15 protein-coding genes and 1 pseudogene are annotated in these 11,743 nt (G+C 54.3%); 7 read left to right on the top strand and 9 right to left on the bottom strand.

Annotated features, from left to right (window positions below):
• From V9K95_RS14705 to V9K95_RS14690, 4 genes are all read right to left on the bottom strand, one after another.
• On the bottom strand, positions 1 to 1,023 hold the full coding sequence (locus V9K95_RS14705) for an SIS domain-containing protein (RefSeq protein WP_442958564.1): 1,023 nt from the start codon (positions 1,021 to 1,023) through the stop codon (positions 1 to 3).
• Positions 1,020 to 1,865 carry a carbohydrate ABC transporter permease gene (locus V9K95_RS14700; protein ID WP_336441322.1) on the bottom strand — a complete coding sequence of 282 codons (846 nt, stop codon included), beginning with the start codon at positions 1,863 to 1,865 and terminating at the stop codon, positions 1,020 to 1,022. The genes V9K95_RS14705 and V9K95_RS14700 overlap by 4 nt, the downstream gene beginning before the upstream one ends.
• Positions 1,865 to 2,746: a carbohydrate ABC transporter permease gene (locus V9K95_RS14695; protein ID WP_115053985.1), complete on the bottom strand. Its 882-nt coding sequence runs from the start codon at positions 2,744 to 2,746 to the stop codon at positions 1,865 to 1,867. The genes V9K95_RS14700 and V9K95_RS14695 overlap by 1 nt, the downstream gene beginning before the upstream one ends.
• An 82-nt stretch (positions 2,747 to 2,828) precedes the next feature.
• Positions 2,829 to 4,067: an extracellular solute-binding protein gene (locus V9K95_RS14690; RefSeq protein WP_336441242.1), complete on the bottom strand. Its 1,239-nt coding sequence runs from the start codon at positions 4,065 to 4,067 to the stop codon at positions 2,829 to 2,831.
• A gap of 196 nt (positions 4,068 to 4,263) precedes the next feature.
• On the opposite strand from V9K95_RS14690, the gene V9K95_RS14685 reads away from it, so the two are divergent.
• Positions 4,264 to 5,478, top strand: a complete 1,215-nt coding sequence (locus V9K95_RS14685; protein WP_336441243.1) for an ROK family transcriptional regulator — start codon at positions 4,264 to 4,266, stop codon at positions 5,476 to 5,478.
• 225 nt (positions 5,479 to 5,703) lie between these two features.
• Here the strand turns inward: V9K95_RS14685 and V9K95_RS23715 are convergent, their stop codons facing one another.
• Positions 5,704 to 5,877, bottom strand: coding sequence for a hypothetical protein (locus V9K95_RS23715; protein WP_440810697.1), 174 nt, complete (start codon positions 5,875 to 5,877; stop codon positions 5,704 to 5,706).
• Positions 5,878 to 6,103: 226 nt separating this feature from the next.
• Here V9K95_RS23715 and V9K95_RS14680 point away from each other — a divergent pair, with 226 nt between their 5' ends.
• Positions 6,104 to 6,238, top strand: coding sequence for a hypothetical protein (locus V9K95_RS14680; RefSeq protein WP_336441326.1), 135 nt, complete (start codon positions 6,104 to 6,106; stop codon positions 6,236 to 6,238).
• Between the two features lie 208 nt (positions 6,239 to 6,446).
• Positions 6,447 to 6,650, top strand: a complete 204-nt coding sequence (locus V9K95_RS23710) for a hypothetical protein (protein WP_442958565.1) — start codon at positions 6,447 to 6,449, stop codon at positions 6,648 to 6,650.
• Positions 6,651 to 6,693: 43 nt separating this feature from the next.
• Here V9K95_RS23710 and V9K95_RS14670 read toward each other — a convergent pair.
• The 3 genes and pseudogenes from V9K95_RS14670 to V9K95_RS14660 form a co-directional block, all read right to left on the bottom strand.
• Positions 6,694 to 6,958: pseudogene (locus tag V9K95_RS14670) on the bottom strand (integrase); the annotation flags it as partial.
• Positions 6,958 to 7,344 carry a type II toxin-antitoxin system VapC family toxin gene (locus V9K95_RS14665; protein ID WP_307277870.1) on the bottom strand — a complete coding sequence of 129 codons (387 nt, stop codon included), beginning with the start codon at positions 7,342 to 7,344 and terminating at the stop codon, positions 6,958 to 6,960. The pseudogene V9K95_RS14670 and the gene V9K95_RS14665, both read right to left, overlap by 1 nt.
• On the bottom strand, positions 7,341 to 7,589 hold the full coding sequence (locus V9K95_RS14660) for a type II toxin-antitoxin system VapB family antitoxin (protein WP_307277867.1): 249 nt from the start codon (positions 7,587 to 7,589) through the stop codon (positions 7,341 to 7,343). The genes V9K95_RS14665 and V9K95_RS14660 overlap by 4 nt, the downstream gene beginning before the upstream one ends.
• Before the next feature lie 183 nt (positions 7,590 to 7,772).
• Here V9K95_RS14660 and V9K95_RS14655 point away from each other — a divergent pair, with 183 nt between their 5' ends.
• From V9K95_RS14655 to V9K95_RS14640, 4 genes are all read left to right on the top strand, one after another.
• Positions 7,773 to 8,051 carry a hypothetical protein gene (locus tag V9K95_RS14655; protein ID WP_307277865.1) on the top strand — a complete coding sequence of 93 codons (279 nt, stop codon included), beginning with the start codon at positions 7,773 to 7,775 and terminating at the stop codon, positions 8,049 to 8,051.
• Positions 8,052 to 8,508: 457 nt separating this feature from the next.
• Positions 8,509 to 9,528, top strand: coding sequence for an ABC transporter substrate-binding protein (locus tag V9K95_RS14650; RefSeq protein WP_336441245.1), 1,020 nt, complete (start codon positions 8,509 to 8,511; stop codon positions 9,526 to 9,528).
• 9 nt (positions 9,529 to 9,537) lie between these two features.
• Entirely contained in the window at positions 9,538 to 10,368 is an 831-nt protein-coding gene (locus V9K95_RS14645) for an ABC transporter ATP-binding protein (RefSeq protein ID WP_307277859.1), read from the top strand.
• Positions 10,368 to 11,153: an ABC transporter permease gene (locus V9K95_RS14640; protein ID WP_336441246.1), complete on the top strand. Its 786-nt coding sequence runs from the start codon at positions 10,368 to 10,370 to the stop codon at positions 11,151 to 11,153. The genes V9K95_RS14645 and V9K95_RS14640 overlap by 1 nt, the downstream gene beginning before the upstream one ends.
• Before the next feature lies 1 nt (position 11,154).
• Here V9K95_RS14640 and V9K95_RS14635 read toward each other — a convergent pair whose 3' ends face one another.
• Entirely contained in the window at positions 11,155 to 11,742 is a 588-nt protein-coding gene (locus V9K95_RS14635; RefSeq protein ID WP_336441247.1) for a PAS and helix-turn-helix domain-containing protein, read from the bottom strand.
• Between the last annotated feature and the right edge of the window lies 1 nt (position 11,743).

Genomic DNA, 11,743 nt, shown 5'->3' with positions numbered 1-11,743 from the left:
TTATTCACTCCGCGTAATTTTGGTGGAACGTACAGGCGTTCCAAGGTCCTTTACGCGCGAACCGGCAAAGCCAAGCATGAAATGTTGCGCAGCGGGCAGAAGTGCAAACACAGCGGCAATACCTGATGCGGCACCGACATCAATCATTACCGCCTCTTTGATCGGCTCTTCATCCGATGCATCAAACACAATAACCGGCGATCCGGCCTCAAGCGCCGAGAGCGCCATGCGGCTGACGAGTTCCGCCGTTCCATCCTTGGCTCGAAACAGAACAACGCCAACATCTGGTCCGAGCATCTCCATTGGCCCGTGCCGCAATTGACCGCCTTCCAGCGAGAAACAAGGAATGCGCGACAACTCGGTAAGACCCAGCGCTATGGCTTCGGCCACACCCTGCATTCGCCGCCCAGATGTGACGATCGCCCTCACATTGGAAAAAACGGAAATCGCTTCTTTGACTTGGGTAACGTCAGACGATCCCAGGATCCGCAAGGCTTCCGCCGTGTTTTCTCCCAATGCATTGATGATCGCGAGGTGCAACGCAAAGCTGATGGTCAGACTGCGCGTCGCAGCAAATGCCTTTTCAGTTCCGCCAGCACCTACGAGGGAAGGAATTGTACGCGCCAGCGTCGACCCTTCTTCCAGCGTCAGACCGAACGTATCAGCTCGAATACCTGTCTCACCGAACCAACGCAAAACTTCGGCACTTTCACCTGACTGTGACGTCACAATAATTGTTTTGCCGTCCGTCGACAGTGGCTGACCCAGTTGTTCGGACAAAGGAACCGCAATGGCATCAATACCGAGGCTTCGGTAAAATGGCTCAACTGCGCGACCGACCGCATGCGAACCGCCCATGCCGAGCAGCAGCAACTGCCGGGTCTTGCGCAATGACTGTGCAATTGTTGCCGCCAAAGTCGAAGCGGTCTCAAAGGAAGCAAGGGCGTCTGCATTCTGCCGTGCCATTTCTTTTTCAATAGCGACAAGTCCGGCGGGCTTTGTAGTTTCAGAGAGCATATTCATCCTTTAACGCCGCCACTTGTGAGGCCCGAAATTAGAGCACGCTGCATGAACAGACCGATCAACAGCGGGGGGAGGGCAGCCAAAACGCCCGCAGTTGCAATCAAACCGTAATCCGACACACGACCGCCAGCCAGATCGGCAATTGCTACGGTCAATGTCTTTGCGCGCTGATCGGAGGTGAAAAGCAGCGCATAAAAAAACTCATCCCACGCAAGCAAAAATGCAAACAGAGCAGCGGTTGCCATAACCGGGGCTGCAAGGGGGAGTGTGATGAGACGTAATATTTGATCCAGTCGCGCACCATCCATGACGGCAGCGCTTTCGATCTCCCGCGGAATTGAGTCAAACCCTGACTTCAACAACCATGTGGTAAATGGAGCAAGGATCGTCAGATACACGAGGGCAAGACCAAAGACATTATTGAGCAAACCGAACCATGCGAGTGACATGTAAAGCGGAACAGCAAGGGCGACCGGGGGAAGCATATAGGTCGCAATGACAGCATAGAGCGACCAGCCAACGGAAGGCGTCCTTGAAACTGCCCATGCCGATGGAATGGCAACGGCAAGCGCTGCGACAGTTGCCATGCCGGCAACCTTGAGACTGTTGAAAAGCGAAGCGACAAAAGCCTCACCCGCACTGTTTGCAACTGAAGACAGAAGCACACCATAGCGCGAAAGGTCCACCGTATCCGGCCACCAATGCAATGGTTTTGCGAGCAGGTCAGGTGTTGAGGAAATGCTCATAACAAACAACCAAGCGACTGGCGCAAGAATGACGATAGCCAAAACCAATGCCGCAATATGAACGAAAATGGTCAGGGTGAGGCTTTGACGCTCCATCATGACGCTCCTGCGGTTTTGCGAATAAGAGCTGCATAGGCGACGGCAAGCACCGTCACCAGCAAGGTGACAATTAATGCCAATGATGCGCCTGATCCGGCTCGCTGAAACGAGAATGCTTCCTGATAGACGAGGATGGACAGGGTGCGGGTGCTGTTAGCAGGACCGCCGCGAGTCATGACCCAGATAATATCAAAAACCTTGAAAGCTTCGATTGTTCGCAGGACCAATGCCACCATGAGCGGCCCGGCCAGATAGGGCAGGGTAACAAAACGGAAGCGTGACCAGACTCCTGCGCCGTCGACCATGGAAGCTGCCGTAATATCGCGGGGCACAGCCTGAAGAGCGGCAAGAGCAATTAGGGCAACCAGCGGGAAGTTTTTCCAGCAATCCGCAAGGATCAGCGATGCCAGTGCAGTCCCGGGTTCGCCGAGCCATGAGCGATAGGAATCAAGCATCCCTATTTGCACGAGGAGTGCATTTAGTGCTCCATATTCGGGGTTGTATATCAGGCGCCACAAGGTGGCGTTGACAACAGTTGGCAAGGCCCAGGGTAAAATCATCAGTGCACGCAAGACTGAGCGGCCGTAGAAACGTTGATTGAGAAGCAATGCCGCCAAGACCCCGATCACCATCTCTGCGGAGACGGAAAGAACCGCAAACCAAAAAGTCGTCAGGAGTGAACGCTGGAAATTTGAACCGGAAAGGACCTTCACATAATTGTCCAGCCCAACGAAACTGCCCTGGGTTCCTACCAGCTTTGCATCGGTAAAGGAGAGCCGGATCGTATCGATCAGCGGCCAGCCAATAACCGCTATCATGACGACAAGCAGCGGCAGCATAAGCAGCCATGCCCGGGTCGTAATCCAATTGTTCGTCATGAAATATTGCCCGTCACATCATCAATATATTATAATGAATGAGGGAACGGCGGCAGACAACGCGGCCGCCTTTCCAATCAAATCATAATCCGCTGTTTTCAGCCGCCGTTTTCAGCGCTGCTTCCGGCGCTTCTTGGCCCAACAGTGATTCTTGAACTGCTTGCTGCAATGCCGTCGACAGTTCCTGATATTTTGGTGTTGTAGGGCGCGGATACATGGCAGCCAAACCGGTCTTGGCGGCCGCGATCAGTTCTTCCTGACCTTTCGAAACAGCCGGGTCGTCATAAGACGATGTCCAAATTGGCAAGCTGAGCTTGGCATATTGGTTTTGCGTCGCCTGGGAAGTCATGAAAGCAATGTACTTCCACGCCTCATCAGGCTGTTTGCTGGTCGAGGTAATCCCGAGGCCCATCGAGCCGTTAACTGCCGAGACCGTGCTTTTTCCTTCTACGCCGGGAGCCGGAACGACTCCCACCTTGCCTGCAACTTTGCTGTCCTTTGGATTGTTGGCCATGTTGTACATATAAGTCCAGTTCAAGGCGAAGGCAGCTTCGCCATTCTGGAACACGCGCCGGACATCTTCTTCGAGAAATTCCTTCGAGTTGGGGTTTGTGAGGCCCGACTTGTAGCTTTCAACCATGTAGTTGAGCGCATCAAGGCCGCCACCTGTCTGGAATACCGGTTTGCCATCCTTGATAAAACTGCCGCCATAGGCGCTGACCAGCGTCGTGTAATCGCAAATCGCCGCCTCGGCCTGAGACCAACTCCAGGCTATCGGCGTTGAGAGCAGACCCTTATCCTTGATGATCTTGGCCTGCTCGGAAAGCTCGGCCCAAGTCCTGGGCGGGTTCGCGATACCGGCTTTTTGTAGAATTTCCTTGTTGTAGAACAGATATTTGGTGTCGAGTATCCATGGCAGACCATAGCGCTTGCCTTCATACTCGACAGTCGTCCATGCACCGGGAAGAACGCCTGATTTCATCTCGGGAGTGATCTTGTCCGACACATCGAGCAATACTTTGTTCGTTGCATATTCAGCAGGCCAGATAACGTCGAACAATACAACGTCATAGCCGCCACCCGATCCCTGTGCGAGGACAGTCTTGTCATGCAAGCCCTCGTATGGAACGAATTCAAGATTGACCGATATATCCGGATTCGCCTTTGTGAAAGACTCTGTCATGGCGCGCACATCAGCTTCGCTGTACGCGGCCTGTGCCATGAACAAGGCATTGATCTTGGTTTGAGCGTGAGCGGGTGCGGACAGCGCCGCCGCCAGCAGTGTTGCGCCTAAAAGCGCGGTCGTGACGGATTTCAACATTCTTACCTCCTGTTTAGCTCTGGCAGTTCTAAACGCTGACCGGTATGGACAGTGCTCGGTGATCGCTACAGATCGAGAGCTTTTGCTCACGTTCCCCTGGAGACGATTTTTCGGCGACTCTTTCGGTCGACTATTAAATCAATTCTCTTGACTTATTAGTCGATCAATATTCTGCTGCTGTCAAGAGGGCTTGGACATGGATGACAGACCAACGATAAGAGCCAAAAGCGGCACCAATCTTGGTGGAGCAAGCGCGCATAATCGACGTATCATGATTGATGCGCTACGGATTAACGGAGCCTTGTCTCGTGCCGACTTGGCGAGGGCGACCGGGCTGACACCCCAGACAGTGTCCAACATTATCGAAGAGCTTGCCGGTGAGGGTCTGGTACGCTCGCAAGCCAGTATCCGAAAGGGCAGAGGGCAGCCGGCAACACCCTATCAACTGGTGCCCGAAGGAGCCTTTGCAATCGGCCTCCAGATTGACCGACATGTAACGCGCACTGTTATCGTCAACCTGGTTGGTGATGTGCTGGTTCAAATCGAGGCAATGCTCCCGTCAGGGGGACCGGAGGTAGGCGTCGTCGTGGTGCTTGATCTTGTAGCACGGGCAAGAACAATGTTAGCCGAACAGGTTTCCGGCGGTGAAGATCGCCTCGTCGGGCTTGGGATTGCCATGCCCGGACCTTTTGGCATTAACACGCTCTATGACGATCCATGGATGATGACCGCCTGGCAGAACTTTCCACTTGTAGAACGTATCGCCGAAGGTACGGGGCTTGAGGTTGCGTTACAAAATGACGCTTCGGCGGCGGCGACAGCGGAGCGTTTACTCGGCGCAGCACATGGACTTGACCATGCCATCTGCATTTATTTCGGTTATGGCCTGGGTACGGGTCTCATTCTCAACGGCGAACTTTATGGAGGCGCTTATTCCAATGCCGGAGAGATCGGCATGATGCTGACCTTGGTGCCGGGAGATGGCGCCGATGTCGAGCCGCTGGAGCACTATGCTTCGATGGCGGCATTGTGTAAATTACTGGAACTTGATCCGTCTGCGCCGGATCTTTTTGCAAAGGTGACCGACGCGGTGCGACAGGGCGGGTCAAGGCTCGAACAGTGGATGGATGACGTGGCAGAGCGGTTGCGGCGCGCGGTCCAGATACTTGAACTCGTCTTCGATCCACAAACAGTTATTTTGTGCGGTGGTGCACCCCGAATACTGATTGACCGACTTGTAGAAAAGATAGCGCCCTTGCTGCCATCCATTGCAGAGCGGACACACCGCCATCCGCAGCCGCGGCTACAAGCTGGACTTGCCGATCCCTGGTCTGCTGCACTTGGCGCTGCAGCCGAACCTATCGCACGCGCTTTCGACCCCCGATTCTCGGCAATCCTGAAGAACGCGTGAACAATACGCCAAGGAGGCTGGTTATTCCCTGCCATCTCGTCACACACTCTGCCTCCAAATCTTCAATCGGTGATCGCGAGCAACCTCAGGCAGATATGTCGGGTAAGCTTACGGTTGCCTCGCGCGGGACCAGTTGACACTTTGCAACGGATTTTGCGACGAGGCCACCAATGTCTCGCGGCAGAGAAAAGCGCTTTGTGACATTGGAGGCACGTGACCAACAGTTCAGGCTTGGGCCGGTCGCTGCCCCACTGCATAATGCGCCAGGGCAGGCTGATTTTCCACGTTGAAGCGAGAGATCAGGAACCCGGGCGACCTGCGTGAGGTATAAGCAACGAGATTCCTGTGTAGTGGCACGGGTAACTCAATCATCGCCTTGATCGGCTTTTCATCGACAATCGCGCCAAAGCTTCAGCTTCACCGTGATCAACCTCCTTACGGTTCCAGAACGAAATCACGCGTACCTGCCAAGGCTGGAGCGACACCTGGTCGATATGATTGCGCGGGTCTGCTGCAGTGTGAGGCCGAAGAACTCTGAGGTCGCCTCAAGCAGGGCAAGCGAGCAAGTGCCTTCGTCCAAGTCGATGTTTGTCGTCAGCAGCGCGCCTTAAGGTCGGTGGGGGTCTTGGCCGACGATGTCAGCGAGCGTCCGGTGTGGCCGCGGCTCGAGATGGACGAGCAGGCAATGACGGAGGAAGGCTACATTCACTGGCAACGACGTGTGCCGAAACGGCCGGACGGCTCTTATGCCTTCCCCTAGCAGTGGGTGGTCGTAGCGGAACTGAAGCTAGCAAGTCAGGAGCATCCTTTCCGACGGTGCCAATTGGGGCTTTTGGACGGGCGCGGCGCAATCGTCAATATCTCGTCCATTTGCGGTGAAGTGATCGTCTATCCGCAACCGCAGGTTTCTACAATGCCGCGAAGGCCAGCGTGAACCTTTTGACCGAACCGCTGGCGGCAAACAGGGCGTGCGCGTCAACGCTGTCGCGCCCGGCTATGTCGGCACCGAACTGACGCTCAAGGGGCGCAGCAAGGAGGAATGGTTCGGAACCTGGATGCGCAGGAAGCCAATAGGAGGCTGGGCGAGCCCAGCGAGATCGCCAATGCCGTTCTCTTTCCGGCCGACGCCCGTCTATATCACCGGCACGGTATTGACGTTCGATGGCCGCTAAGAGAGACGCGCCGCTCGATGGTTCGACACCGACTACGGTTTCATGCAGTGCCGGTCGCGCATGCCGTAATGTAGAGCCCAACGACTTGGGGATCAGCGAGGAGGGGACGCAGGTTCGAACGCCGGCACAAGCCGAGAAGTGTTTCCAGTCGGACGCATAAACCTTGCGAGTATTGGCGGAGCTCGCGCCTCGACATAATCACGGGCACGCTCGGTCAGATTCTGCAAATGGGTCGGCAGGGGAGGAGGCGCACTTGGAGCAGAAGGGGTTAGCGAATTGTAGTCGGTTGGTTGTGAATCGTCGGCCATCAGGCCGCGTGAACGTCGGTTTGCGAGAAGTCGTTGCCTTTGAACAGCAGCGGTTCGCCCGAGGCTTTCGCCAGAGCATAGGCGAAGCAGTCGCCGAAGTTGAGGCCGGCCTTGTGACGGCCCTTGCCGAAATCAAGGAAAGCCTGTCGGGCCAGTTCGCCATGCTCCAGTGTCACAGGCTCGACGATGATGCCGGCGCGCCGGAAGAAGGCCTCGGCCTGACGCATGCCATCGGCCCCGAGTTGGCCCTCCACCACCATAGCCAACTCGACGTAATTGGCGACGCTGATCCGGGTGACTTCAGCGTCATGGATGATCTTAACGAAGCTCGCCGCCTCGGGCTCAAGATAGAGGATTGCGACCAGAGCCGAGGTATCGACGATCATTTCGGCAGGCCGTTCTTGTCATAAAGGAATTCGGCATGATCGACATAGGGGCGCTTGACGTGCGCTGCGGCACGATCGGCGATCGCTAGGAGCTCCTCGACGCTGGCCCGGCCCTTTTGCCGTTCGATCTTGGCGAACCGCTCGCGTAGCGCCTCGGTGACGACGCGGGTCATGCTTTCCCCCGTGGCGTGAGAAATCGCCTGCGCCAGGCGGTGGGCTTCCGGATCTTTGATGCTGAGGCTCATCTATGGTGCATTCCATCTAGAAAAATAGCGTTATTTCTAGATTTCTACACGGAATTGTTGCTGCTTTCAAGCCTGCCAAACATTGGCGTAACGATGGCGGGCTCGATATCATTCAAACATTGAGTCGCGGCCATTTATCGAGAATGGTTGGAATCGACATTCATGTGAATGGGAGACTGTGAAGTGGCAAACAAAAAAATAGCGCTGTTTTCGGCTTTTACGATTTTCGCCTGCTCATATCCCGGCCTGGTCGCAGCTGCAGAAGATGATCAGGTGGCGCGTATCACCGTCAATCAAATCATACGAGGTGAGGGTAAAGTCGGAGACATGGCGACTTCCCAAAATGGGGAGGTCGTATACATCGTACTGGAGGGCGGCATTATCGAGGTGAGGAATACGCGATACAAGACGGCGCAGCGTTACAGTGTGGTGAAACCAAATGATAATAGCCGCAACAATTGAAGGGCTCGGCGATTTCGAGCCTGCCCTTGAAATAGCGGAGGGCAGAAAGACACCTTGATGCCGATTACCGACCTGGTAGCAAATGCCGGCCCGGTTGAAGCGTGGATCATTCCCATGTCGTATGGATGAAGGGTTCGGGTGCATTTTCGACGCCCTGCCAACCGATTCCGCACCACGAGCACGTCCTGGACAATAATCTGCGTTCGCTTTTGTAGCCGTGGGCCTGTTTGTGCGCGTGGATCGATAATGGGTGACTGCGACGTCTTGATGAGTGCCATCACGTTCGCTTGATGCAGCCTTGGTTATGGAGATCTCCCTCTTTGTGTATTTCCGCGGAACTGCTTGTCTTGCCAGAATCCTGATGCTAACTTTTCTCAAAATCAGAAAACAAATGCACAGCCAGCTGGTATCGCCAGCCATCGGAACAAGTTGTGCAATCCATAGCGGAGGAAGCAATATGGAACGCCGTCAATTTCTTGCTGGTGCGGCAGCACTATCCTTGCTTGGTACTTCCAGCTCAAGGGCGGGGGCTCAAACAGCAGGGGCCCTGGAAAAAACCAGCGTTACACTGGGTGTCGGCGGCAAACCCCTTCTTTATTATCTGCCGCTGACAATTGCCGAGCGCCGGGGGTTTTTCAAGGAAGAGGGTCTTGATGTCACCGTTAATGACTTTGGCGGCGGAGCAAAATCCTTGCAGGCCCTGATCGGCGGGTCTGTCGATGTTGTAACCGGCGCGTATGAGCACACGATCCGGATGCAGGCAAAAGGACAGGATGTGCGAGCCTTGTGCGAGCTTGGCCGGTTCCCGGCCATTGTGATCGCTGTCCGCAAGGAACTCGCTGATAAGATCAAGTCTCCCGCCGATTTTGCCGGATTGAAGATCGGCGTGACAGCACCTGGATCGTCAACTGCGCTGACTGCGCAATATGCGATGGTCAAAGCCGGACTCAAAGCCAATGCGGCGCCCTTGATTGGTATTGGCGGTGGCGCCAGCGCCGTGGCTGCAATCAAACAAGGACAGGTGGATGTAATTTCACATCTGGACCCGGTCATTGCCAAGCTTGAAGCAGATGGCGACATCACTGTCATCATCGATACCCGTACCGAAGAGGGAACAAAGGCACTATTTGGCGGATCAAATCCAGCGGCAGTGCTCTATGTCAAGAAAGAGTTTGCCGACGCAAATCCCAACACTTCAAAAGCCTTGGTCAATGCCTTCGTCAAATCGTTGAAATGGTTGCATGGTGCTTCGCCAGAAGAAATTGCAAACAGCGTTCCAGCGGAATATCAATTGGGCGATAAATCGCTTTATTTGAAAGCAGTAGCCAATTCATTGCCCACCTATTCGCTTAACGGCGTCCTGACAATGGAGGGCATGCAGTCGGTTCTCAATACATTAAAAATCCTCGATCCAGAATTTGCAAAAGCCGATATCGATCTTGCTGCAACGTTTGATGACCGGTTCATCAAGGGATAGGCAGCATCAATGACAGTACCCCTATCCGAGGCGGGCACCCGTGCAGACGCCGTCGAGTTGCAAGGCATTACCATCGCTTTTCCGGTTGCCCATGAAAAGACATATGAGGCCGTTGGCGAAACAAATCTGAGTGTTCGTGATCGTGAGTTCGTTGCAATTGTCGGACCAACGGGCTGCGGAAAGTCCACCCTTTTAAATGCGACCGCTGGTTTGCTCAAACCAGCACGGGGCCAGATCAAAATCTTCGGCAAGACACATACCGGGATCAATGGCCATGCCGGATATCTCTTTCAGCAAGATTCGCTCATGCCGTGGAAGACATCGCTTGATAATGTTGCGATAGGGCTGGAAGTAGCCGGAATTCCGCGTCGTGAAGCACTTGAGCGCGCTCGCACATGGCTGGGGAAAGTCGGACTTTCCGCCTTTTGCGACCGTTATCCGCACATGCTTTCCGGCGGTCAGCGCAAACGTGTGGGATTGGCACAGGTCCTTATCCGCGACCCGAAGATCATATTAATGGACGAGCCCTTTGGGCCATTGGATGCACAGACCCGCCTTATTATGGGTGATCTGCTGCTTGATTTGTGGACAGCAGATCGCAAGGCAGTCATGTTTGTTACGCACGATCTTGATGAGGCAATCGGTCTTGCTGACCGGGTGGTCATTATGTCTGCCGGACCGTCGTCGCGCATTATTGGCGATTACACAATTCCACTAACCAGACCACGCAATATGGCTGACATCAAATCCGAGCCGCAATTCCATGAAGTGCACCGGGAAATCTGGAATGCGTTAAAGGAAGAAGTGCTCAAAGGTTATCGGCAGGCGGAAAAAGCTTGATGAACCGGGGACTTTTACTTCTCCTGCAAATTTTAGTGGCTGTCGTCGTTCTGGTAGCCTGGCACGTTGCCTCAACCACAACCCTTATCGGTGATCCTAAAACAATCAGTTTTTTCTTCGCCGAGCCATTGGCCGTTGGCAACCGCATTCTCGACTGGTTTGCCGATGGTTCGATTTGGTATCATCTCGGCATAACACTCACTGAGGCCGCACTTGCCTTCATCATCGGTTCGCTCGGGGGCGTGATTGTCGGGTTCTGGTTTGCGCGCAAACCACTCCTTGCTGCCGTTTTCGATCCTTATGTGAAAGCAGCCAATGCTTTGCCACGCGTTGTTCTTGCACCAATATTTGCATTGTGGCTCGGGCTTGGCATCTGGTCGAAAGTGGCCTTGGGCGTTACTCTGGTTTTTTTCATTGTGTTCTTCAACGTCTATCAAGGTGTCAAGGAAGTAAGCCCAGCTGTGCTATCCAATGCGCGCATGCTTGGCATGAACGGAAGACAGTTGCTGCGCCATGTCTATATGCCGTCCGCGTTGTCCTGGATGTTCTCATCTTTGCATACGTCGGTAGGTTTTGCGGTAGTGGGAGCAGTAGTCGGTGAATATCTCGGCTCAGCAGCGGGCCTGGGATATCTTATTCACGAGGCTGAAAGCGTCTTCGATATCACCGGCGTTTTTGCAGGAATGTTTGTTTTGACTTTTTTCGTTATTCTTGTCGACTGGCTGGTGACACTTGTTGAAAACCGTCTGCTTGTCTGGCGGCCAAAGAGCGCTGCTTCCTTCTGATTCAGCGCAGACTTGAAAACCACGCAATAAGTTCCGCGCTATTGTGCAAAGAATGGGCCCGCATAAGGCGTGCCCTGTGCGCTTCGACAGTGCGTTTCGACAAGCCTATTTCCGCCGCAATCTGGGCATTGGTCTTGCCTTGGGACACCAGGGTCAGAACTTGTTTCTGTCGATCGGAGATGAGGCTCATATTTCCTGTCACGGCCCGGTTTGTCGGCTCGAAACAATAAAGTGCCTCTGCAAACGGATCGGCGTTATTGCGGCTGCGACCGCGCACCCGGCACCAGAAGCTGGTTCCGTCCCTGCGCCTCATCAAACGTTCATCGTAATAGACCTTACCGCCTCCAAGATTGCTTCTCCACATCTCGCCGGTGCGAACGAAATCTCTGATCTTGGGATAGAGCCGGCTGAAACTCTGATTGATCAACTCCAGCCGCTCATAGCCAAAGGTTTCAGCAAATTCGGAATTGCAATCCCTTATGATACGGTGCGTTGCATAGACCATCGGCATTGGCAGGTCCGTCAACTGAAAGCGTTTTTCGCTCGCAGAATTCACAATGTCTAAACTGGAAAGCTCCGGTACTGTCATG

The sequence above is a fragment of the Phyllobacterium sp. CCNWLW183 genome (assembly GCF_037203775.1).
Classification (GTDB): Bacteria; Pseudomonadota; Alphaproteobacteria; order Rhizobiales; family Rhizobiaceae; genus Phyllobacterium; species Phyllobacterium ifriqiyense.
This window is presented reverse-complemented; position numbering and strand designations above follow the sequence as displayed.

Coding starts and splice junctions, on each gene's coding strand:
- V9K95_RS14705 (WP_442958564.1), bottom strand. CDS start 1,023: ATGAATATGCTCTCTGAAACTACAAAGCCCGCCGGACTTGTCGCTATT.
- V9K95_RS14700 (WP_336441322.1), bottom strand. CDS start 1,865: ATGGAGCGTCAAAGCCTCACCCTGACCATTTTCGTTCATATTGCGGCA.
- V9K95_RS14695 (WP_115053985.1), bottom strand. CDS start 2,746: ATGACGAACAATTGGATTACGACCCGGGCATGGCTGCTTATGCTGCCG.
- V9K95_RS14690 (WP_336441242.1), bottom strand. CDS start 4,067: ATGTTGAAATCCGTCACGACCGCGCTTTTAGGCGCAACACTGCTGGCG.
- V9K95_RS14685 (WP_336441243.1), top strand. CDS start 4,264: ATGGATGACAGACCAACGATAAGAGCCAAAAGCGGCACCAATCTTGGT.
- V9K95_RS14665 (WP_307277870.1), bottom strand. CDS start 7,344: ATGATCGTCGATACCTCGGCTCTGGTCGCAATCCTCTATCTTGAGCCC.
- V9K95_RS14660 (WP_307277867.1), bottom strand. CDS start 7,589: ATGAGCCTCAGCATCAAAGATCCGGAAGCCCACCGCCTGGCGCAGGCG.
- V9K95_RS14650 (WP_336441245.1), top strand. CDS start 8,509: ATGGAACGCCGTCAATTTCTTGCTGGTGCGGCAGCACTATCCTTGCTT.
- V9K95_RS14645 (WP_307277859.1), top strand. CDS start 9,538: ATGACAGTACCCCTATCCGAGGCGGGCACCCGTGCAGACGCCGTCGAG.
- V9K95_RS14640 (WP_336441246.1), top strand. CDS start 10,368: ATGAACCGGGGACTTTTACTTCTCCTGCAAATTTTAGTGGCTGTCGTC.
- V9K95_RS14635 (WP_336441247.1), bottom strand. CDS start 11,742: ATGACAGTACCGGAGCTTTCCAGTTTAGACATTGTGAATTCTGCGAGC.